Source organism: Streptomyces sp. NPDC048295 (assembly GCF_040652135.1).
In the GTDB taxonomy this organism is placed as follows: Bacteria; Actinomycetota; Actinomycetes; order Streptomycetales; family Streptomycetaceae; genus Streptomyces.
The window spans coordinates 118837-136591 of record NZ_JBEZLL010000007.1; the positions used below are offsets into that span (position 1 = coordinate 118837).

The window sequence follows — 17755 nt, forward strand, 5'->3', positions numbered from 1 at the left end:
CAGGACATTGCGTCAGTCAGACGATTACACTGGTGCGCGTGCCTCAACTACGTCTCGCACTGAATCAGATCGACTCGACCGTCGGTGATCTCTCCGGCAACTCCGAGGCGATCGTCCACTGGACCCGCCACTCCGCCGAACAGGGCGCCCATCTGGTGGCGTTCCCGGAGATGGTGCTGACCGGCTACCCCGTCGAGGACCTGGCGCTGCGCCCGTCCTTCGTCGAGGCCTCGCGGCAGGCGCTGCGCGCGCTCGCCGCCCGGCTCGACGAGGAGGGCTTCGGGGAGCTGCCGGTCGTGGTCGGCTACCTCGACCGCTCCGAGACGGCCCAGCCGCGCTACGGCCAGCCCGTCGGCTCCCCGCAGAACGCCGCGGCGGTGCTGCACCGCGGGCAGGTCGCGCTGACCTTCGCCAAGCACCACCTCCCCAACTACGGCGTCTTCGACGAGTTCCGGTACTTCGTGCCGGGCGACTCGATGCCGGTCGTACGGGTCCACGGCGTGGACGTGGCGCTCGCGATCTGCGAGGACCTCTGGCAGGACGGCGGCCGGGTGCCGGCCGCGCGGGCCGCCGGCGCGGGGCTGCTGCTGTCGATCAACGCCTCCCCCTACGAGCGGGACAAGGACGACACCCGGCTGGAACTGGTCCGCAAGCGGGCCCAGGAGGCGGGCTGCACCACCGCGTACCTGGCGATGATCGGCGGCCAGGACGAGCTGGTCTTCGACGGCGACTCGATCGTGGTCGACCGGGACGGCGAAGTGATCGCCCGTGCCCCGCAGTTCGCCGAGGGCAGCGTCGTACTCGACCTGGAACTGCCGGCGGCCGCCGCCGAGCCGCCGTCCGGTGTCGTCAACGACGGGCTGCGGATCGACCACGTGGTGCTCTCCGAGGAGCCCCTCGCGGCATACCCGGCGGAGCTGGCCGGCGGGTACGCGGAGCGGCTGGACGACGACGAGGAGCTGTACTCGGCGCTGGTCGTGGGCCTGCGGGCGTACGCCGCCAAGAACGGCTTCAGCAGTGTGCTGATCGGGCTCTCCGGCGGGATCGACTCGGCGCTGGTCGCGGCGATCGCCTGCGACGCGCTGGGCGCGCAGAACGTGTACGGCATCTCGATGCCGTCGAAGTACTCCTCGGACCACTCCAAGGGCGACGCGGCCGAGCTGGCCCGCCGCACCGGGCTGAACTTCCGCACCGTACCGATCGAGCCGATGTTCGACGCGTACATGGGCTCGCTGGGGCTCACCGGTCTCGCCGAGGAGAACCTCCAGGCGCGGCTGCGCGGCACGACGCTGATGGCCGTCTCCAACCAGGAGGGCCAGATCGTCCTCGCCCCGGGCAACAAGTCCGAGCTGGCGGTCGGCTACTCGACGCTGTACGGCGACGCGGTCGGGGCGTACGGCCCGATCAAGGACGTCTACAAGACGTCGGTCTTCCGCCTGGCGAAGTGGCGCAACCGGGCCGCCGAGGAACGCGGGCAGACGCCGCCGATCCCGGAGGCGTCCATCACCAAGCCGCCCAGCGCCGAGCTGCGCCCGGGGCAGGTCGACACGGACTCGCTGCCCGACTACGACGTACTGGACCGGATCCTGGAGCTCTACGTCGACCGGGACCAGGGGCTGGACGAGATCGTCGCGGCCGGGTTCGACAAGGCCCTCGTCGCGAAGACGCTGCGGATGGTCGACACCGCGGAGTACAAGCGGCGGCAGTACCCGCCGGGCACGAAGATCTCCCCGAAGGGCTTCGGCAAGGACCGCCGCCTCCCGATCACCAACCGGTGGCGCGAGTCGGGCTGAGCGGGGCGTGGGCGCGGTGACCGGGCGGACCGGTCACCGCGCCCTCGCGTTTCAGCGCGCGTCCGCCGGGGCGTCGTCCCGCGCGGGCCGCGCCTGCGCGCGGGCCACCACCCTCGACGCCCCCGGTGTGCGTTCCCGGTCCAGCAGACCGGCCGCGACCGCCACCGCGAGGCCCACGACCGCGAGGGCCGCGCCGACCGGGGCCGGGGAGGTCCATCCCCAGCCCGCCGCGATCGCGGCGCCGCCCAGCCACGCTCCGCCCGCGTTGGCGAGGTTGAACGCGGAATGGTTGGAGGCGGACGCCAGGGTCGGGGCGTCCTTGGCCTTGTTCATGACCAGCATCTGGAGCGGTGTGGTCGTCATGAAGCCGACCCCGCCCAGCAGCACCACCAGCACCAGCGCGGCCCACCGCACATGGACGACGAACGGGAACACCGCGAGAACGACGGCGAGCGCGCCGAGCGATCCGTACAGCGTCGGCCGCAGCGCCCGGTCCGTGAGCGGCCCCGCGGCGAGTGCGCCGAGGGTCATGCCGATGCCGAAGAGCGCGAGCACCGGCGTCACGGCGGACTCGCCGAAGCCCATCGCCTCGGTCGTCATGGCCGAGAGGTAGGAGTACACGGCGAAGACCCCGGCGAAGCCGAAGACGGCGGTGAGCAGACCGAGCAGCACCTGGCGGTCGCCGAGGGCGCGCAGCTCCCGGCCCAGGCCCCGGTGGGCGTCGAGGGGCACCTGCGGTACGAGCCGGGCGAGCGCAGCCAGCGCGCAGAGCCCGATCGCGGCGACGACCAGGAAGGTGGCCCGCCAGCCGAGGTGCTGGCCGAGCAGGGTGGCCGCCGGGACGCCGACGACATTGGCGACGGTGAGCCCGAGGAACATGGTGGCCACGGCCCGTGCCCGGCGCCCCTCGGGGACCAGCCGGGCCGCGACGACCGCGCCGACGCCGAAGAACGCCCCGTGCGGCAGCCCGGCCAGGAACCGGCCGCCGAGAAGCCAGCCGAAGCCGGGGGCGCAGGCGGAGGCGAGGTTGCCGACGGTGAAGAGGGTCATCAGCAGCAGGAGCATCCGCTTGCGCGGGATCCGGGAGCCGACGGCGGTGAGCAGCGGGGCTCCCACCACCACACCGATCGCGTACGCCGAGACGAGACGGCCGGCGGTGGGTACGGAGGTGCCCAGGTCGTCCGCGACATCGGGCAGCAGGCCCATCATCACGAACTCCGTGGTGCCGATGCCGAAGGCGCTCACCGCGAGTGCGAGCAGGGCCAGGGGCATGAGAAGAGACCTTTCCGCGGGAAGCCCGGCCCGCCCCGGCCGGACAGGGCGGACCGGTGGGCGGGAGGCGAGGAGGAAACCGGGCGGGCCGGTGCGCGGCCTGTCCGGCGCCGTCGCCGGATGCCCTTGGTTCCCGAACGGAACAAATTCTCTCAGACGCTCTGTTCCAGCGGGTGAACGGACCGTTTCGTCAGCGTTCGAAGCCGGTGGCGGAACGACTCACCGCGTCACGGGTGTCACGCGTCACAGCTCCACCCGCGCCACGATCGGCAGGTGGTCGCTCTCCGTCGCGCCGAGCGTCCACGAGGACATCGGCTCGACGCCCTTCACCAGGATCTGGTCGATCCGCGCCATCGGGAACGAGGCGGGCCAGCTGAAGCCGAAGCCGTCGCCGGCCGCGCCCTGGGTGGAGCGCAGCTGGGCGCTGACGCCGTTCAGCGCGCGGTCGTTCAGCGTGCCGTTGAGGTCGCCGAGCAGGATCACCTTGTCGAGCTTCTCGTGGGCGATGGCCTCGCCCAGGGCGTCCGCGCTGTCGTCGCGCTGGTTGGCGGTGAATCCGGCGTGCAGTTTGACCCGTACGGACGGCAGGTGGGCCACGTAGACGGCGACCTCGCCCTTCGGGGTCGTCACCGTGGAGCGCATCGCCCGGGTCCAGCCCATCTTGATGTCGACCGGCCTGGTGCCGCTCATCGGGTACTTGCTCCACAGGCCGACGGTGCCCTGCACCGAGTGGTACCGGTAGCGGTCGGCGAGGGCCTTCTCGTACGTCGCCACCTTGCCGCTCGGCAGCTCCTCCAGGGCGATGACGTCGGCGCCGGAGGCCGCGACCTTCCGGGCGGTGCCCGCGGGGTCGGGGTTGTCGGCGTTGACGTTGTGGGTGGCCACGGTGAGGTCGCCGCCGCTGCCGGACTTGTCGGTGAGCAGGCCGCCGAAGATGTTGAACCAGACCACGACCGGCAGCAGCAGGGCGATCAGCGCGGTCGCCGAGCGGCGCATCAGGCCGAGGACCAGCAGCAGCGGGACGAACACCCCGAACCACGGCAGGAACGTCTCGGAGAGGCTGCCCAGGTTGCCGATGGCGTTCGGGATCCTGGCGTGGAAGGCCATCACGAGGGTGAGCAGGACCGAGCAGAGGGCGAGGACGATGCCGCGCCGCCAGATACCCGGGTCGCCCGTCCACCTGTCGCGCAGCTCACGCAGGCGGGAGCCCGCCCCGGCGCGCTCCGGCTCCGGGCCCGGCTCCGCACGGTCGTTCCCGGTGTCCGCTCCGTACGCCTGCACCATCGCGCTGTCCTCACTGCCTTGCCGTGCATGTCGCCGCGTCCACGACCCTAGGCGATGGGCGACGGGTTTCCTGCCGTCGACGACGGCCGTACTGCCACGAGGACGAAGGGCGGGGTCCGGAGGGTTCCGGCCGGACGGGGTTCGCAGGGGCTTGTGACAGAACGATCACACTCGGGCGGGTCCGGTTCCGTTTCCGGAATTGTCGGGTGGCCGGGGGCCCGGGCGCACGGGTGTGTCAGGCGCTGTCGGCCGGGCGGGGCGCCAGGCCCTCGACCAGGATCCGCACGATGCGGTCGGCGAGGTCCTCGGGCAGCGGCGCGTCGGGCCGGTGGATGGTGCGTACGAGCATGGGCCCCAGGAACAGGTCGTCCATCAGCCCCACGTCCAGGTCCGCGCGGAGCTCCCCGGCGTCGACCGCACGCTGCACGGCGGCCAGCATGGCGACGCGGCGGGGCGCGATGACATTGCCGTGGTACTCCGCCCACAGCTTGGGGTGGCTCTTCATCTGCGCGAACACGTTGTGCAGCAGGACCGACGAGCGCTGGGCCAGGCCGCGCCTGCGCATCGAATCCAGCAGCAGCCGCAGGTCGTCGAGGCCGGCCGTGCCGGAGACGGCGGGCTCCGGCGGCTCCATGTCCTTCAGGACGTCGACGAAGAGTTCCTCCTTGCCGCTCCAGCGCCGGTAGATGGTCGCCTTGCCGACGCCGGCGGTACGGGCTATGCGCTCGATGGAGAGGCCCGCCAGGGGCTCACCGGCCTCCAGCAGTTCGACGACGGCGTCCAGGATCGCCCGCTCGGCCGCCGCACTGCGCGGCCGGCCCCGTCGCGGTTCCGGTTCCTCCCGGACCGCCCGGTTCCGGCCTTCCGCCTGTGCCTGTACCCGCACGTCGCTCCACTCCTCAATTCTCCCGGGCCGCCGGTCTCACCGGGCCGCCGGTCTCACCGGCCCGCCCCCGCCGCACGCACCGAGCGGTCGTCCTCGCCCGATCCGCCGGGCTCCCGACCGGCGGGCGGCTTCCCCGGCATGAACAGCGCGACGACGAGGGTGCCCACCAGGGCGACGCTCGCCGAACCGACGGCGGTGACGTGCATGGCCTTCAGGAACGCGTCGTTCGCCGAGGCGACCAGCGGGGCACCCGCCGGGCCCAGCTTGTCAGCAATGCCGAGCGTCGCCTCGATCGACTCCCCCGCCGCCTGTCTGGCGCCGGCCGGGACCGCGCCGAGGTGCCCCTCGATGTCGCCCCGGTAGACGGTGGAGAGCACCGAGCCGAGCACGGCGACCCCGAGCGCTCCGCCGACCTGCCGGAAGGTGTTGTTGACGGCCGATCCGGAACCGGCCTTCTCGCGGGGCAGCGCCTGCATCACCGAGACGGTGACCGGCGTCATCACATGGGCCATGCCCGTGCCCTGGACGAAGAAGAGCAGGCACAGCACCCAGACCGGTGTGGTGCCGTCGAACAGCGCGAACGAGGCCAGTCCGAGCGCGACCAGCAGCATGCCGCCGGTGCAGGTGGCGCGGGCGCCGAAGCGGTCGACGAGCAGCCGGGCCCGGGGGGCGAAGATCATCTGGGCGGCGGCCAGCGGCAGGAGCATCAGACCCGCCTGCAGCGCGCTCCAGCCGCGCACGCTCTGCATGTAGAAGGCGGAGAAGAAGGTCACTCCCATCAGCGCGAAGAAGACCAGCGCTATGGCGGCGACGGCCGCGGCGAACGACGGCTCCCTGAAGTACGAGATGTCGATGGCCGGGTGGCTGCTGCGCTTCTCGTGCCAGACGAACCAGGCCAGGACGAGCAGGCCGCCGAGGCTGGACAGCAGCACGACGGGGTCGGCGAAGTCGGCGAGCTGGCCGCCGCGGATGATGCCGTACACCAGCAGCACCAGGCCGACGATGGAGAGCGCGACGCCGAACGGGTCGGTCCGGCCCGGGTTCGGGTCCTTGGAGTCGGGGACCAGTAGCACCATCGCGGTCAGCGCCACGGCCACCACGGGCACATTGACCAGGAAGATCGAGCCCCACCAGAAGTGTTCGAGGAGCAGACCGCCGGTGATCGGGCCGATCGCGATGGCCACCCCGACGCTGCCCGCCCATATGCCGATGGCCCGGGGCTGTTCCTCGCGCTCGAAGACGTTCATCAGGACCGCGAGGGTGGCCGGCATGACGAACGCGGCGCCGAAGCCCATCAGGGCACGCCAGGTGATCAGCTGGGCGGGCGAGCCGGACATGGCGGCCAGCGCGGAGCCGACGCCGAACAGCAGGATGCCGAAGAGCAGCACCTTCTTGCGGCCGATGCGGTCGCCGAGCAGGCCCGCGGTGAACAGGAATCCGGCGAAGACGAGCGTGTAGGCGTTGATCGCCCACTCCAGCTCGCTCTGGGTGGCCCCGAGGCCCGTGGGTGCGGGGCTGGCGATGGTCTTGACCGCGACGTTCAGGATCGAGTTGTCCAGCACCACGATGAGCAGGCTGAACATCAGGACGACCAGGATCGCCCAGCGGCGGCGGTGGACCGCCTCCGGGATCTGGGGCACGGCAGCGCGAGCACCTGACGGCATCGACATGGCAAGGAGCTTATCCGATTTCGATACGGAACCGTCTCGTATTGGAAGGACGGGGCCGTTCGGGGTCGCCTTCCGGCCATGCCCGCACGGGCGTGTGCGGACCCACTTCCCGTGGAGCGCCGCGGGATGCCACCATGGAAGCGATCCGGGGACGCCGTCAGGGCGCCTCGAGATGATGAAGGAGCCGTTCGCAATGTCGCTTCAGGCTGCGCGGAATCAGTCCGCACCCTCCCCCGCGGGAGCCCCCGCCGACAGCAGCAAGGCGCTGTACGGAGGCAAGAGCACCCGCCGTGTCTCCATCCATGACATCGCCGCCGCCACCGAGCGCGGCGAGAAGTGGCCCATGCTCACCGCCTACGACGCGATGACCGCGTCCGTCTTCGACGAGGCCGGGATCCCGGTGATGCTCGTCGGCGACTCCATGGGCAACTGCCATCTGGGCTACGAGACCACCGTGCCCGTCACGATGGACGAGATCGCGATCCTCTCGGCCGCCGTCGTACGGGGCACCAGGCGTGCCCTGATCGTCGCCGACCTGCCCTTCGGGGCGTACCAGGAGGGCCCCGTCCAGGCCCTGCGCAACGCCACCCGGCTGATCAAGGAGTCCGGTGTCGGCGCGGTCAAGCTGGAGGGCGGCGAGCGCAGCCACGAGCAGATCAGGCTGCTGGTCGACGCCGGTATCCCGGTCATGGCCCATATCGGGCTGACCCCGCAGTCCGTCAACGCGATGGGCTACCGGGTGCAGGGCCGCGGCGAGGAGGCCGCCCAGCAGATGCTGCGCGACGCCAAGGCCGTGCAGGACGCGGGCGCTTTCGCCGTCGTCCTGGAGCTCGTGCCGGCCGAACTGGCCGCCGAGGTCACCCGCACCCTGCACATCCCGACCGTCGGCATCGGCGCCGGTCCCGACACCGACGCCCAGGTGCTGGTCTACACCGACATGGTCGGGCTGACCGGCGGCAAGGTGCCGCGCTTCACCAAGCAGTACGCGAACCTGCGCCAGGTGCTCGGCGACGCGGCGAAGGAGTTCGCGGAAGAGGTCGTCGGCGGGGCCTTCCCGGCCGCCGAGCACACCTTCCACTAGTTCCGCCGGTTCCGCCGGTTCGTTCCGCCTGAACCACTGCCCGCACCACCGACAGCCCGCCGACATCCCCCATCGGCGGGCTGTCGGCCCGCTGTCGGCGGACTGTCGGTGGCGTCTGGTCCCATGGTGGGCATGACGCGAATCGACAAGAACCCCAGGAGCGGCTCGAACGCCGTGGAGGTCCGGGGACTGGTCAAGCACTACGGCTCGACCAAGGCTCTGGACGGCGTGGACCTCGATGTCCGCGAAGGCACCGTGCTCGGTGTCCTCGGTCCCAACGGAGCAGGCAAGACCACGCTCGTACGCTGCCTGTCCACCCTGATCGTTCCCGACGCCGGACACGCCACCGTGGCGGGCTACGACGTGGTGAAGCAGCCCCGGCAGCTGCGCCGCACCATCGGCCTGACCGGGCAGTACGCCTCGGTCGACGAGAAGCTCTCCGGCTGGGAGAACCTCTACATGATCGGGCGGCTGCTCGATCTGCCCCGGAAGACCGCCCGGTCCCGGGCCGATGAGCTGCTGGAGCGGTTCTCGCTCACCGAAGCGGCCCGCAAGGCCGCGATGGACTACTCCGGCGGCATGCGGCGCCGGCTCGACCTGGCCGCCTCGATGATCGGCAGCCCGGCCGTGCTGTACCTGGACGAGCCGACGACGGGGCTCGACCCCCGGACCCGCAACGAGGTCTGGGACGAGGTGCAGCGGATGGTCGCGGAGGGGGCGACCGTGCTGCTCACCACCCAGTACATGGAAGAGGCCGAGCAGCTCGCCAGCGAGCTGACCGTCATCGACAAGGGGAAGATCATCGCCCGTGGCGGGGTCGACGAGCTGAAGGCGAAGGTCGGCGGCCGCACCCTGCAGATCCGGCCCTCGGACCCGGCGCAGCTGCCCGCGATGGCGCAGGCGATCCGCGAGGCGGGGCTCGACGGGGTCTCGGGTGCGCAGGCCGTCCCGGACGAGGGACTGCTGTACGTGCCGATCCTCAGCGACGAGCAGCTGACCGCCGTCATAGGCCTGCTCGGCACCCGGGGCTTCTCGCTGGCGCACGTCGCCACCGCGCTGCCCAGCCTGGACGAGGTCTTCCTGGCCATCACCGGCGAGAAGTCCGCTTCCGCCGCCGACACGATCCCCGAGGAGGTCGCGGCATGAGCACGGCGACTCTGACACCCACGCCCACGCCCGCCGAGTCCGCCCGGGCGAAGACGGTCCACGACGAGGGCCGGATAGGGCTGCGCAACAACCTGCGCCACATCGGGGCCCTGGTGCGGCGCAACATGCTCCAGATCAAGAAGGATCCGGAGTCGATGTTCGACGCGCTCCTGATGCCGGTCATCTTCACGCTGCTGTTCGTGTACGTCTTCGGCGGATCGGTCGGCGGCAGCATGGGCGGCGGCCGGCAGGAGTATCTGAACTACCTGATACCCGGGCTGATGGCGATGATGGGCATGAACATCGCCATGGCGGTCGGCTCCGGTGTCAACGACGACTTCCGCAAGGGCGTCATGGACCGGTTCCGGACGATGCCGATCGCCCGTTCCTCGGTGCTCATCGCGAAGATCGTGGTCGAGCTGGGCCGGATGATGGTCGCCACCCTCATCCTGCTGGCCATGGGCTTCGCGCTCGGCATGGAGCTCCAGGAGTCGGTGCTCGGGCTGATCGCGGCGATCGCGCTGTCGGCCGCGTTCGGCGCCGCCATCATGTGGATCTTCATCCTGCTCGGACTGACCATGAAGACGGCCCAGGCGGTTCAGGGGATGGGGATGCTGGTGCTGATGCCGCTCCAGTTCGGCTCCTCGATCTTCGCCCCGACGAAGACGATGCCCGGCTGGCTCCAGACGTTCACCGACTACAACCCGCTGTCCAATCTGGCCGATGCCGCGCGCGCCCTGATGATGGGCGGCCCGCTCGCCCACTCGGTCCTGGTGACGCTCGGCTGGACCGTGGTCATCACCGCGGTGATGGCGCCGCTCGCGGTCTCCAGGTTCCGCAAGAAGTCCTGACCGGCGGGGTCATTCCCGGTACGCGTCCACGAGGGCGGTGGCCTCCTCCAGGGAGAGGCCGCCGCCCTCGGCGTACGCGTTCGCGTAGGCCTGCGGGCCGAGCACGGCGACGGCGAGCTCCTCGGCCCTGGCCCAGTCGTCCCGCTCCATCGACGTCGGTACGTGCCCCCGGGGCAGCAGGTCCCGGCCCGCCCCCAGCAGCCGGGCCGCGGTGGTGGCCCGGCGCTCGCCGCCGATGCCGGCCAGCGAGCGGGCGAGGCAGACGAGATTGATGACGGACATCTGCGGCGCCACCAACTGCGACAGCCGGTCGTGGGACCGTTCCAGCGCCGCCAGGCCCTGGGGCAGGGCCTGCGCGTACAGCCCGTCCTGGTTGTCCAGCCAGGCCATCGCACCCAGCACGACCCCTTCGAAGATCGCCATGGTCTCGGAGTGGAACTCCCCGCGCAGCACGGCCAGTTGCTCGCGCGCCTCGCCGGTGCGGCCGGTGCGCCCCAGCCACATGGCGAGATGGAGCCGGGCGATGGACCTCGTGTCGTGCCGCCCGGCGATCACCTCGCGCAGGATCGCCTCGCCCTCGGCGCCGCGGTCCATCTCGGTGAGCACGGCCGCGTACCTGGTGCGCAGGACCGCCACCTGGGAGGGGGCTCCCAGCTTCTCCGCGTGGCCGATGGAGACCCGGAAGTCCTCGGCCGCGAGGGCGTACTCGCCCCGGCGTTCGTAGGCCTCGCCCCGTGCCGAGAGCGATTCGGCGACGCCCCAGTCGTCACGGATCCGGCTGAAGAGCTCCAGGCTCTCGTCGGCGTCCGTGCGCGCGTCGCCCGCCCACTCGGGCCGGTTGGCCAGCACATTGGCCCGCATCTGGAGGGCCGCGGCGAGCTCCCATTCGTAGCCGAACTCCCGGCAGGCGCGGACCGTTTCGTCCAGCAGCTCGCGCAGCCTCCCGGTCTCCCCGACGAGCATGACCGCGAAGAACCAGAGCGACGCCGGCACCCGGCAGGTCTGCGGCTGGCCGGCCCGGTAGGTGTCCGCGATGACCCGCAGCCGGGCCATGTTCGCCTCGTCCGTCCACCTCTCCGCGGCGTGGTCCATGCTGACCAGCCGGATCAGGCCCGCCTGGCGGCGTGCCTCCTGGAGCAGCTCGGGGCCCATCGGCGGCGGTGCGTCGGTGCAGCGTTCGTGGATGGAGGGCGCGGGTTCGGCGGGCGGGTCGAACGGGTCGGGGCCCAGCGCCGCGGCGGCGTCGGCCCAGTGCAGCGCGTCGCTGCTCAGATCGCGCATCTGCCAGTACCAGCACAGCGAGAGCACCATGCAGAGCGCCTCCTGCTCGTCGCGGGCGGCGACGGCGCTTCGCAGGGCGGTGCGGATGTTCTCGTACTCGCGCTGGAGGAGTTCGACGGCGGACCGCTGTCCGGCGCCGCGGAGCCGGGGTTCCGTGGTGCGGACCAGCTCCCGGAAGAACACCAGGTGGCGCCGGACCACGGGGCCGCGTTCCGCCGCCTCGTCGAGCCGGGCGGAGGTGTACTCGCCGACGGTCTCCAGCAGCCGGTAGCGCATCTCGCCGTCCTCGGTGGGCGCGGCGACAACGAGCGATTTGTCGACGAGGGAGCCGAGCAGCCCGGCGACCTCGCGCGCGCCCTGCGGCCCGTCCGCGCACACCGCCTCGGCCGCGGTCAGGGTGCAGCCGCCCGCGAAGACGGAGAGCCGGCGCAGCACGGCGCGTTCGGATTCGTCGAGCAGGTCCCAGGACCAGTCGACGACGGCGCGCAGGGTCTGCTGGCGGGGCAGTACGGTGCGGGCTCCGCTGGTGAGCAGGCGGAACCGGTCGTCGAGCCGGTCGGCGATCTGGCGCGGGCCGAGCATCCGCAGCCGGGCGGCGGCGAGTTCGATGGCGAGCGGCAGTCCGTCGAGGCGGCGGCAGATCTCCGCCGAGGCGGCCGCGGTCTCCTCGTCCGCGTCGGTCCGGAAGCCCGGCCGGGCGGCGGCGCCGCGTTCGGCGAACAGGCGCAGCGCCATCGGGTCGGGCAGCGGTTCGACGGGGCGGACGAACTCGCCCGGCACGCCGAGGGGTTCACGGCTGGTGGCGAGCACGGTGAGGTGCGGGCAGTGCGCGAGCAGGTGGTCGGCGAGCGCGGCGGCGGCCCCGACGAGGTGTTCGCAGTTGTCCAGGAGCAGCAGCATGCGGCGCCGGGAGCAGTGCTCGGTGAGGCGTGCGAGGGGGTCGTTCACGTTTCCCTCGGCGACCCTGAGCTCCTCGGCGCCGGCGCCGCGCAGCACGGTCTCGCGGGCGCCGAGCGCGGTCAGTACGGCCTCCGGCACCGCCTCGGGGTCGTCGACGGGGGCGAGTTCGGCCAGCCAGACGCCGTCCGGCCAGGCGGACGCGGCGGATTCGGCGGCCTCCTGCGAGAGCCGGGTCTTGCCCGCGCCGCCGGGGCCCAGGAGGGTGACGAGACGGGCGTGCGAGAGGTCCTCGCGCAGGCTCTCGATGTCGCCCTCGCGCCCGACGAAGCTGGTGAGCCGGGCCCGGAGGTTGCCCTGCCGTGCGGCGGGGGTGCCGGTGCGGGCCGGCGGCGCGGGCGGTGCGGGCGGGTGGGCCGGGTCCTGACGGAGCAGCTCGGCGTGGAGCGAGCGCAGTTCGGGGCCGGGGTCGGTGCCGAGGCGGTCGGCGAGCACGGTGCGGACCTCGTCGTAGGCGGCCAGTGCCTGTGCCGTGCGCCCGGCGTCGCGCAGGGCCCGCAGCCGCAGCGCCTGGAGGGGTTCGTCGATGGGGTGCTCGGCGCACAGGGCGACCAGTTCGGGCAGGGTCTCGTCCGCGCGGCCGAGCGCGAGGGCCGCGCGGAGCCTGTTGCGGCGGGCGTCCAGGTGCCGGGCCTCCCAGCGGGCCGCGACGGCGTCGCGGTCGGGCAGATCGGCCAGGACCGGCCCGCCCCACAGGCCGAGCGCGTCGTCGAGCACGGCCCCGGCCTTCGTCGCGTCGCCCTCCTCCAGCGCCCGCGCGCCCTCCCCGGCGAGCCGTTCGAAGCGGTGGAGGTCGACGGCGTCCGGCTCGGCGGCCAGCCGGTAGCCGCTGTCCGCGGAGATCACCGCGTCGTGGCCGACGGCGCGCCTGAGCCGGCCGACGAGCGCCTGCAGGGCGCCCACCCCGTCGGCGGGCGGCTCCCCGTCCCACACCTCGTCGACGAGCACGGCGGCGGGGACGGTGCGTCCGGGGCGCAGCGCGAGGACGGTGAGCAGGGCGCGCAGCCGCGCCCCGCCGAGGGCGACGGCCGTGCCGTCGTCGCGGAGTGCCCGGGTCGTTCCGAGAATGCAGTAGCGCACCGGCCTATTCTCCGTGACCGGGGCCGGGATGGGCACACATGTCCGGTCGCACCCCTGTGCGCCGTGTTCCGGGATCGCTCGTCATGCCCCCACCCTTTCCGGAACCACCGCCCCGGCGCGAGACGTTTGTGCCGTGTCGGCGGTACGGTCGGGCTCGCCGCCCTCCGCTCCGTCCCTTTCCGGCCGCCCGTCAGGAGTTCGCCGATGACCAGCGCAGCAGCCCGCAGCGACCGGCGGGTCAGCCCGGTCTTCCTCGTGATCGTCGCCGTGGCGGCGGTGTCGGGCTGGGCGGTGTGGACGAGTACCGGATACCCGTACGGTCTCGCGGCCTTCGTCTTCGTCACGGCCGCCTGGGTGGTCTCGCTCTGTCTCCACGAGTACGCGCACGCCCGTACCGCGCTGCACAGCGGGGACATCTCGGTCGGCGCGAAGGGGTATCTCACCCTCAATCCGCTCGCCTACACGCACGCCCTGCTCAGCATCGTGCTGCCGGTGCTGTTCGTGATCATGGGCGGGATCGGGCTGCCGGGCGGGGCCGTCTTCATCGAGCGGGGGCGGATCCGGGGGCGTTGGCGGCACAGTCTGATCTCGGCGGCGGGCCCACTGACGAATGTGCTGTTCGCGCTGGTGTGCACGGCGCCGTTCTGGCTGCATGCGCTGGACGGTGTGCCGAGGGAGTTCCGGTACGCGCTGGCGTTCCTGGCCCTGCTCCAGGTCACTGCGGCGATCCTGAACTTCCTGCCCGTCCCCGGGCTGGACGGGTACGGGGTGATCGAGCCCTGGCTGTCGTACCGGATCCGGCAGCAGGTGGCACCGTTCGCGCAGTTCGGACTGCTCGCGGTGTTCGCCGTGCTGTGGATCCCGGGGATCAACCATGTCTTCTTCGACCTGGTCCACGGGGTGCTGGGCTCGCTGGGCGTGAGCGGCCTGGAGACGGAGTGCGGCCGCGCCGCCTACCGGTTCTGGGCGAACTGGAACGAGGAGTATCCGGTCTGCGCGGTCGGCCCGTAGCGGCCGCCCGCCTCATTCGGCGGTCCGCGCCCGCTGCCGTCGCAGGTAGAACCACGCCATGTTGGACGAGAGCCCGGCCAGCAGCACCCAGACGATCCCGAGCAGGCTGCCCTGGACGAACGAGATCACGGCCGCGACGACCGCCAGGACACAGACGGCGATGGCGTAGAGAGCGAGTCGGGGCATGGCGGGCGGCTCCTGTCGGGGGTGATGCGCGGTCCCGTCCAGTGTCCCCCATGCCCCTTTTCGCTCGCCGCAGGGTGGGTCCGCGTCCGGGCCGGGCCCGGACGCGGACGGTCTCCGGTCCGGCTCAGACGTCGGTGGTACGGAGCCCGGCGTGCGCCTTGTAGCGGCGGTTGACCGAGATCAGGTTGGCGACCAGCGACTCGACCTGGTGCGCGTTGCGCAGCCGCCCGGCGAAGATGCCGCGCATGCCGGGGACCCGGCCCGCCAGCGCCTGTACGAGGTCGGTGTCGGCGCGGGCCTCGCCCAGCACCAGCACGTCGGTGTCGATCTCCTCGATGGTCTCGTCCTGGAGCAGCACCGCCGAGAGGTGGTGGAAGGCGGCGGTGACCCGCGACTCCGGGAGCAGAGCGGCGGCCTGCTCGGCGGCGCTGCCCTCCTCGGGCTTCAGCGCGTAGGCGCCCTTCTTGTCGAAGCCGAGCGGGTTGACGCAGTCGATGACGAGCTTGCCCGCGAGTTCGTCCCGCAGCGACTCCAGGGTCTTGGCGTGGCCGTCCCACGGCACGGCGACGATCACGATGTCGCTGCGGCGGGCGCACTCCGCGTTGTCCGCGCCCTCCACGCCGTGGCCGAGCTCCTCGGCGGCGCCCTTCGCACGGTCGGCGGCCCTGGAGCCGATGATCACCTGCTGCCCGGCGCGGGCGAAGCGGTAGGCGAGGCCGCGCCCCTGGGGTCCGGTGCCTCCGAGCACGCCGACGGTCAGCCCGGAGACGTCGGGAAGGTCCCAGGGGTCCTTGGCGGGGGGCTTGGCCGCGCTGTCACTGCCATTCGTAGTCATGGCTCCGACATTACTGCCCGCCACGGAGCGGGACCCGGTGTCACCCCGAGGTCTGTCCGCCCCCGGTCCGCCGGACGGTCCCCGGGTTCCCCGTTCGGCTGGTCCGCTGCCGATCTCCGGTGCCGGGCGGGGATTCTCGGGCATGATGCCGGGCCATGGATGCCGTACGCGTGGCCCTGCTCCGTGAAGTGCTCGCCGGGACCGAGTGGCCCGCCGCGACCCGGCGGTTCGCCGGGGCGCTGAGGTCCTCCGTCGTCCCGCACGGCGGCGGTCTGCTGCTGGTGGGAACGGCGGCGTACGAGCCGTGGCACCTGGCGGCCCATCTGGTCGACGAGTCCACCTGGTCGGGGCTGCCGGAGCTCGCCCCCACCCTGGTGCGCCACCGGGTGGAGCCGGGCCGCCCCGCGCATCTGGCCGTCGGTCTGGGCAGGATCGAGGCGGCCGGGCGGGGCGAGACGCTGCTGCTGGTGGCCCCGGAGCGGCCCGGAGCGGGGCTGCTGGAGCGGGTGCACGACGCGCGGCGCGCCGGGGCCACGGTGCTCTCGCTGAACGACGGCGACCCGGAGGTGCGCGGGCTCTCCCACGAGACGCTCGCGGTGACCGGCGACGACGTGGACCTGGACACCGTGCAGCATCTGGTGAGCGCGGCGGCCGGGGAGAACAGCGCCCCCGCGCCGCGCGGCGGCCGCGGCTTCCGGGACCGGCTCTCCCGGCTCGCCGACCTGCTGACGGCTCCGCCTCCCGCCCGCTGGTGACGGCCCGGGGCCGGCCCGCCGCGGAAATTCCGTTGCGGCGGCCCCCGTGGCGCCGGAGCATGGCCTTCCGTGACTTCTGCCCCGTCCCCGGCCGCCCGGCTGGCCGCCCTGCTGCCCGATCTCTCGCCCCTGCGCTCCTCCGCCGACTTCCGGCTGCTGTGGGTCCAGGGCCTGGTGACGTACTTCGGCAGCTTCATGGCGATGATCGCGCTGCCGCTCCAGATCAAGGAGCTGACGGGCTCGCCGCTGGCCGTCGGTGTGATGGGCGCGGTCGAGCTGGTGCCGCTGGTGGTCTTCGGCCTGTACGGCGGGGCGCTCGCGGACGCCGTGGACCGCCGCAAGGTGATCCTGGCCACCGAGGCGGGGCTGGGGCTGCTCGCCCTGGTGCTCCTGGTCAACGCGGCGATGCCCACCCCGATGCTCTGGCCGCTCTATGTGGTGGCGGCCGGGGTCTCCGCGCTCTCCGGGCTCCAGCGGCCCGCGCTGGACTCCCTGATGGCCCGGATCGTCCCGCACGAGCAGCTGACCGCGGCCGCCGCGCTGAACTCGCTGCGCTGGCAGTTCGGCGCGATCACCGGCCCGGCGGTGGCGGGGCTGGTGGTCGCCTACGCCGGGCACGCCACGGCGTACGCGGTCACGGTGGCCACCTTCGCCGTCTCCGTGCTCCTGTGTCTGCGTCTGGCGCCCGCGCCGCCCGCCCGGGACAGCGCGAAGCCGTCGCTGCGCGGCATCGTGGAGGGCGCGCGGTACGCCTGGAGCCGGCCGGTGCTGCTGGGGACGTACGCGGTCGACATGGCCGCGATGTTCTTCGCCTTCCCGAACGCGATCTTCCCCTTCCTGGCGGACGACCTGGGCGCCGACTGGTCGCTGGGCCTGATGTACGCCGCGGGCTCGGTCGGCTCACTGGTGCTGGGGCTGACCAGCGGCTGGACGTCGCGGGTGCGGCGGCACGGGCTGTTCGTGGTGTTCGGGGCCGCGGTCTGGGGGCTGGCGATCGCGGCGGCCGGGTGGTTCGGCAATGTGTGGCTGGTGCTGGTCTGCCTGGCGGTGGCGGGCGCGGGCGACATGCTCAGCGGTCTGGGCCGCTCCACGATCTGGAACCAGACGATCCCGGAGGAGCTGCGGGGCCGGCTGGCGGGCATCGAGGTGCTCTCGTACAGCGTCGGCCCGCAACTGGGTCAGGTGCGGGCCGGTGCGATGGCGGGCTGGACGGGGACCCGGGCGGCGATCTGGAGCGGCGGCGTGGCGTGCGTGGCCTCGGTCGCGCTGCTCGCGGCAGCGCTTCCGAAGCTGCTCACCTACGACTCCGAGACGGACGAGGACGCGCTGCGCAGGCGGGGGGCCAGGGAGTCCAGCCCGTCCGCGGCCTGAGGTACGGGCCCCCGGGAGGCGGGGGCCCGGGGGCGGGTGGCCCCGCTCAGGCCTCCGGGTCGCGCGGTGTGCCCCCGTCGTGCCACTTGGGGTCGTTCTCCCACTCCAGGTTCCGCTCCCGTGCGGTGTCCATGGCGTGCTGGGCCTCCTCGCGGGAGGTGTACGGCCCGAAACGGTCCTTGGCCGGGCACTCGGGGCCCTCCTCGACCTTGTGATGCTCCAGGCAGTAGTACCACTCGCCCGGCTTGCCGACCGTGCGCTTCTTGAACAGGGCCATCAGCGGCTCCTTCCCTCGG

15 protein-coding genes are annotated in these 17755 nt (G+C 72.6%); 7 read left to right on the plus strand and 8 right to left on the minus strand.

Annotation, left to right across the window (positions count from 1 at the left end):
• Positions 1–38 precede the first annotated feature (38 nt).
• Positions 39–1793: an NAD+ synthase gene (locus AB0D53_RS12745; RefSeq protein ID WP_362444206.1), complete on the plus strand. Its 1755-nt coding sequence runs from the start codon at positions 39–41 to the stop codon at positions 1791–1793.
• A gap of 51 nt (positions 1794–1844) precedes the next feature.
• Here the strand turns inward: AB0D53_RS12745 and AB0D53_RS12750 are convergent, their stop codons facing one another.
• From AB0D53_RS12750 to AB0D53_RS12765, 4 genes are all read right to left on the minus strand, one after another.
• Positions 1845–3065: an MFS transporter gene (locus AB0D53_RS12750; RefSeq protein WP_362444209.1), complete on the minus strand. Its 1221-nt coding sequence runs from the start codon at positions 3063–3065 to the stop codon at positions 1845–1847.
• Positions 3066–3308: 243 nt separating this feature from the next.
• On the minus strand, positions 3309–4349 hold the full coding sequence (locus AB0D53_RS12755) for an endonuclease/exonuclease/phosphatase family protein (protein ID WP_362444212.1): 1041 nt from the start codon (positions 4347–4349) through the stop codon (positions 3309–3311).
• 235 nt (positions 4350–4584) lie between these two features.
• Positions 4585–5235, minus strand: coding sequence for a TetR/AcrR family transcriptional regulator (locus AB0D53_RS12760; RefSeq protein WP_362444215.1), 651 nt, complete (start codon positions 5233–5235; stop codon positions 4585–4587).
• Positions 5236–5288: 53 nt separating this feature from the next.
• Positions 5289–6905, minus strand: coding sequence for an MFS transporter (locus tag AB0D53_RS12765; protein WP_362444218.1), 1617 nt, complete (start codon positions 6903–6905; stop codon positions 5289–5291).
• A gap of 193 nt (positions 6906–7098) precedes the next feature.
• Between AB0D53_RS12765 and panB the strand changes: the two genes are divergently transcribed.
• The 3 genes from panB (at position 7099) to AB0D53_RS12780 (ending at position 9983) form a co-directional block, all read left to right on the plus strand.
• The gene (gene panB / locus AB0D53_RS12770; RefSeq protein WP_362444221.1) at positions 7099–7986 is read left to right on the plus strand and encodes a 3-methyl-2-oxobutanoate hydroxymethyltransferase; all 888 of its coding nucleotides are present in this window, start codon (positions 7099–7101) and stop codon (positions 7984–7986) included.
• A 123-nt stretch (positions 7987–8109) separates the two neighbouring features.
• Complete coding sequence (locus tag AB0D53_RS12775) at positions 8110–9132, plus strand: ATP-binding cassette domain-containing protein (RefSeq protein ID WP_362444228.1); 1023 nt, start codon at positions 8110–8112, stop codon at positions 9130–9132.
• Entirely contained in the window at positions 9129–9983 is an 855-nt protein-coding gene (locus AB0D53_RS12780; protein ID WP_329816150.1) for an ABC transporter permease, read from the plus strand. The genes AB0D53_RS12775 and AB0D53_RS12780 overlap by 4 nt, the downstream gene beginning before the upstream one ends.
• Before the next feature lie 9 nt (positions 9984–9992).
• On the opposite strand, the gene AB0D53_RS12785 is transcribed toward AB0D53_RS12780, so the two are convergent.
• Positions 9993–13301, minus strand: coding sequence for a BTAD domain-containing putative transcriptional regulator (locus AB0D53_RS12785; protein ID WP_362444232.1), 3309 nt, complete (start codon positions 13299–13301; stop codon positions 9993–9995).
• A 204-nt stretch (positions 13302–13505) separates the two neighbouring features.
• On the opposite strand from AB0D53_RS12785, the gene AB0D53_RS12790 reads away from it, so the two are divergent.
• Positions 13506–14312 (plus strand): site-2 protease family protein, encoded by an 807-nt coding sequence (locus tag AB0D53_RS12790; protein WP_362444235.1) that lies wholly within the window; start codon positions 13506–13508, stop codon positions 14310–14312.
• A gap of 12 nt (positions 14313–14324) precedes the next feature.
• Here AB0D53_RS12790 and AB0D53_RS12795 read toward each other — a convergent pair whose 3' ends face one another.
• Positions 14325–14498 (minus strand): hypothetical protein, encoded by a 174-nt coding sequence (locus AB0D53_RS12795; RefSeq protein ID WP_176729203.1) that lies wholly within the window; start codon positions 14496–14498, stop codon positions 14325–14327.
• 124 nt (positions 14499–14622) lie between these two features.
• A complete protein-coding gene (npdG, locus tag AB0D53_RS12800; RefSeq protein WP_362444238.1) occupies positions 14623–15333 on the minus strand; it encodes an NADPH-dependent F420 reductase in 711 nt (236 codons plus the stop codon).
• Between the two features lie 155 nt (positions 15334–15488).
• Here npdG and AB0D53_RS12805 point away from each other — a divergent pair, with 155 nt between their 5' ends.
• Together AB0D53_RS12805 and AB0D53_RS12810 are read left to right on the plus strand one after the other, a co-directional pair.
• The gene (locus tag AB0D53_RS12805) at positions 15489–16088 is read left to right on the plus strand and encodes a hypothetical protein (protein ID WP_362444241.1); all 600 of its coding nucleotides are present in this window, start codon (positions 15489–15491) and stop codon (positions 16086–16088) included.
• Positions 16089–16157: 69 nt separating this feature from the next.
• A complete protein-coding gene (locus AB0D53_RS12810; RefSeq protein WP_362444244.1) occupies positions 16158–17459 on the plus strand; it encodes an MFS transporter in 1302 nt (433 codons plus the stop codon).
• 46 nt (positions 17460–17505) lie between these two features.
• Here the strand turns inward: AB0D53_RS12810 and AB0D53_RS12815 are convergent, their stop codons facing one another.
• Positions 17506–17736, minus strand: coding sequence for a hypothetical protein (locus tag AB0D53_RS12815; RefSeq protein ID WP_072483357.1), 231 nt, complete (start codon positions 17734–17736; stop codon positions 17506–17508).
• Positions 17737–17755: the final 19 nt, after the last annotated feature.

What these genes read in the sequence shown, in the direction of transcription:
- AB0D53_RS12780 (WP_329816150.1), top strand. Translation starts at nt 9,129, where the DNA reads ATGAGCACGGCGACTCTGACACCCACGCCCACGCCCGCCGAGTCCGCC.
- panB (WP_362444221.1), top strand. Translation starts at nt 7,099, where the DNA reads ATGTCGCTTCAGGCTGCGCGGAATCAGTCCGCACCCTCCCCCGCGGGA.
- AB0D53_RS12790 (WP_362444235.1), top strand. Translation starts at nt 13,506, where the DNA reads ATGACCAGCGCAGCAGCCCGCAGCGACCGGCGGGTCAGCCCGGTCTTC.
- AB0D53_RS12765 (WP_362444218.1), bottom strand. Translation starts at nt 6,905, where the DNA reads ATGTCGATGCCGTCAGGTGCTCGCGCTGCCGTGCCCCAGATCCCGGAG.
- npdG (WP_362444238.1), bottom strand. Translation starts at nt 15,333, where the DNA reads ATGACTACGAATGGCAGTGACAGCGCGGCCAAGCCCCCCGCCAAGGAC.
- AB0D53_RS12775 (WP_362444228.1), top strand. Translation starts at nt 8,110, where the DNA reads ATGGTGGGCATGACGCGAATCGACAAGAACCCCAGGAGCGGCTCGAAC.
- AB0D53_RS12805 (WP_362444241.1), top strand. Translation starts at nt 15,489, where the DNA reads ATGGATGCCGTACGCGTGGCCCTGCTCCGTGAAGTGCTCGCCGGGACC.
- AB0D53_RS12815 (WP_072483357.1), bottom strand. Translation starts at nt 17,736, where the DNA reads ATGGCCCTGTTCAAGAAGCGCACGGTCGGCAAGCCGGGCGAGTGGTAC.
- AB0D53_RS12795 (WP_176729203.1), bottom strand. Translation starts at nt 14,498, where the DNA reads ATGCCCCGACTCGCTCTCTACGCCATCGCCGTCTGTGTCCTGGCGGTC.
- AB0D53_RS12755 (WP_362444212.1), bottom strand. Translation starts at nt 4,349, where the DNA reads ATGGTGCAGGCGTACGGAGCGGACACCGGGAACGACCGTGCGGAGCCG.
- AB0D53_RS12750 (WP_362444209.1), bottom strand. Translation starts at nt 3,065, where the DNA reads ATGCCCCTGGCCCTGCTCGCACTCGCGGTGAGCGCCTTCGGCATCGGC.